This window comes from Protofrankia sp. CiP1_Cm_nod3, assembly GCF_982290655.1.
Window position 1 is genome coordinate 1527 of sequence record NZ_CEVIVD010000234.1, and the last position, 3385, is coordinate 4911.

At 70.5% G+C, this 3385-nt stretch carries 3 protein-coding genes; 1 reads left to right on the forward strand and 2 read right to left on the reverse strand.

Translation table 11 applies throughout. The features are described 5' to 3' along the window. Window positions 1–4: 4 nt before the first annotated feature. Window positions 5–1282, reverse strand: coding sequence for a cytochrome P450 (locus AC5LUJ_RS23375; RefSeq protein WP_250290103.1), 1278 nt, complete (start codon window positions 1280–1282; stop codon window positions 5–7). Window positions 1283–1332: 50 nt separating this feature from the next. After that, entirely contained in the window at window positions 1333–2544 is a 1212-nt protein-coding gene (locus AC5LUJ_RS23380; protein WP_250290105.1) for a cytochrome P450, read from the reverse strand. Between the two features lie 413 nt (window positions 2545–2957). On the opposite strand from AC5LUJ_RS23380, the gene AC5LUJ_RS23385 reads away from it, so the two are divergent. Then, entirely contained in the window at window positions 2958–3278 is a 321-nt protein-coding gene (locus tag AC5LUJ_RS23385; RefSeq protein WP_250290107.1) for a sulfurtransferase, read from the forward strand. Window positions 3279–3385: the final 107 nt, after the last annotated feature.

Sequence of the window (3385 nt, forward strand, 5' to 3'; positions counted from 1 at the left end):
CGTGCTACGGCACCGCGGTGCTGTTCTGCTGCTCGAAGCGGGCCGGGAAGCTGGCGATGCCGCGCAGGACGAGGTTCCGGCGGTAGGCGAGGTCGTCCGTGAGCGGCGTCATCGTGATTCCTCGCCGGACGAGCTCGCGCAGCACGATCTCCATCTCCAGGCGCGCGAGCGGCGCGCCGAGGCAGTAGTGGATGCCGAGGCTGAACGTGAGATGACGTTTCGCGGGGGTCTGGCCCGCGTACCGGGTGATGTCGAACCGTTCGGGGTCGGGGAACGCCGCCGGGTCCCGGTTGGCCGAGCCGAAGAGCAGCACGACGCCGTCCCCGGCGCTGAACGTGTGCCCGGCGAGCCGCGTCCGCTGGTGGGCGAGACGGGTGGTCATGTGCACTGGCGAGTCGTAACGCAGCATCTCCTCGACGGCGGGCGCCGCCAGCCGCGGGGCGGACCGGAGCAGGGCGTACTGGTCCGGGTGGCGGATCAGCGCCAGGATGCCGTTGGCGACCAGGTTGACGCTCGTCTCGTGCCCGGCCACCAGCAGCGTGACGCAGGTCGCGAGCATCTCGTTCTCGGTGAGGATGTCGCCCTGTTCCTCGACGGCGGCGAGCCCGCTGATCAGGTCGTCGGCGGGTTCGGCGCGACGCCGGGCGATGAGGTCGCGGAAGTAGGCCACGAACTCGCGGGCGGCCTGGGAGCGTGCGTCACGCTCCTCGGGCAGCAGGAGCGGATCGGGGTCGAACCCGCGGGCGAGTGCCCCCGACCAGCGCTGGAGGTCCGGGTGGTCCTCGGCCGGCGCGCCGAGCAGCTCGGCGATGACGGTGAGCGGCAACGGGTAGGCCAACGCGGTGACCACGTCGACCTCGCGGGCCTCGACGATCGCGTCGAACAGGTCGGTGACGAGCCGCTCGATGCGGGGGCGCAGGTCGGCCACCGTGCGCGGGGTGAACGTCTTGCTGACCAGCCCGCGCAGCCGGGTGTGGTCGGGCGGATCCATCCAGAGGAACGAGGTCGGCAGGTCGAGCGTGTCGACGCCGGGATGGAACAGCTCGGCCTCGTGGGCGTGGCTCCAGTTGTCGTCCTGGAGAACGGCCGCGCAGTCCTGGTAGCGGGTCACCAGATGCACACCCAGTGGAGTGGGGAAAAGCGGGTCGGCCTCGCGGGCCGCGGCGTACCGGGGATAGGGGTTAGGCCAGTGCTCGGGGCTGAACGCGTCGAAGACGACCCGTGGCACGTCGGCGTGAGAGGTGGCGACGTCCGGCTCGATGTCCGTTTCGTGCGCGCTCACTGGTCTCCTCGGAATGCGGTGGGCCGGATACCGTGCTGGCCGGTCGGTGGTCAGTCCTGGAGGCGGACCGGGAGGGTGTCCAGCCCGTGGATAGCGACCGTGTCCCGCCAGACGGGTTCGCCGGTCAGGGAGAGCCCGGGGGCGCGGCGCAGGAGGGTGTCCACGGCGATCTGGGTCTCCAGTCGGCCGAGGTGCGCGCCGAGGCAGTAGTGGAGCCCTTCGCTGAACGACAGGTGGCGCGGCGCGGGCGCGGGGCCGGCGAACCGGGTGATGTCCAGCCGTTCCGGATCGGTGTACACGGCCGGGTCGCGGTTGGCGGCGGCGGTCAGGACGACGATGCCGTCCCCCCGCGCGAACGTGTGCCCGGCCAGTTCCCGTTCCGCCAGCGCGACCCGGTGGGTGAACTGCACGGGCGGCTCGTAGCGGAGCAGTTCGTCGACGGCGGGCGCCGCGAGATCGGGATCGGCGAGCCAGCGCGCGATCTGGTCGGGGTTGCGCAGGAGGGCCACGACACCCTTGCCGATCAGGTCGGAGATGGTCTCGTATCCTCCGATCAGCAGCCCCACGGCCAGCCCGAGCGCCTCCCGGGCGCTCAGTTCGCCGCGGTCCTCGGCCGCGCACATCCCGCTCAGCATGTCGTCGCGGGGATCCTCGCGACGCCGCGCGAGCAGCGCCGCGAAGTACGCCTCGAACTCCCGCATGGCCTCCGGCCTGCGCGCCAGGCTCTCGGGCGACTGCAGGATGTCCGGGTCCGTGCCGCGGACGATCTCCAGCGACCACTTCTGGACGGCCGGGTGGTCCTCGATCGGGATGCCGAGCATGTCGCCGATGATGGTGAGCGGCAGCGGACGCGCGAACGCCTCCATCAGGTCGGCCTCACCGGCCTCGATCGCCGTGTCGAGCAGCGCGTTGACGAGCTCTTCGATCCGCTGCCGGAGCCCCTCGGTGTTGCGCGGGACGAACGCCCGTTTGACCAGCCCTCGTATCCGGGTGTGGTCCGGCGGGTCCATCCGCAGCATCGACCCCGGCACGTCGTCGGGAGCCACTCCTGGCCGGAAGGGATTGATGCCCGCCTCGTAGCCGTGGCCCCACAGCGCGTCCGTGAAAACCGTCGAGCACTCCTCGTAGCGCGTCGCCATGAGAATATCCGGCCTGATCGGGTACAGCGCGGCGAAATCGCGGACGGCCGCGTACCGCGGGTAGGGGTTGGATCGGTGCGCGGGATGAAAGGCGTCGAAGACAACCTGCGGCGCAACGGACACGTCCACATCCCTCTCTCGGCACGGGTGTCACGAAATTATCCTGCCGGAATTCTGCGCGGTCACGGTCTCCGCCGGCTGCCGGCGGATGAACATCCTTCGAACTAATCCGGTGACGATGTCGATGAAATGCTCACATGAATTCCGGTGCGCCGCAAGAACGCCTATGGCGCCATCGGAAAAACGGATCGCCGGCGTAACGTCCGAAGCCGCGAATCCCGGGACACGTCGAGAGCGCTGGCGGGGGAGGCTCCTCCGACGGTGATCGCGGACGGTCCTGTCGCTGCGGGCCGTACGGGCTGGGCTGTCCGGGTGAGCGGAACTGCCGTTCGGCTGGACCGGGGCGTGCCCGCTGCTCTTTAAGGCCGGTTGATACGCCGGGTGGCCGGTTGGTGTGCAATATCATACTGACGGGTGTGTCGCGACCGCTTTCGCCGCTGATCGATGCCGCCGCTCTCGCCGCGCGCCTCGGGGATCCCGGGTTGCGTGTCCTCGACGCGACCGTGCACATCAGCTGGCCACCCGACGTCAAGGGGCTTCAGGCGGCCAGCGGCCGGCCGGACTACGAGCGTGTCCACATCCCCGGGGCGGCCTTCGCCGATCTTGCCGGTGAGCTGTCGGACCCGGACGTGCAACTGCCGTTCACGTTGCCCGACGCCGAGCGTTTCGCCGTCGCGGCGGGCCGGCTGGGCATCGGCCCTGACAACGAGGTCGTCTACGCCCATCTGCCTGGCTGACCGCGTGCTCTGGCTGGCGGCGGGTGTGTTCCGCGGGGCTGCCCCGGGCGGCTCAGGTGCTGTCGGGGGCAGCCGCGGGCGGGGTGTGGGTGGCCGTGGTGTGGGTG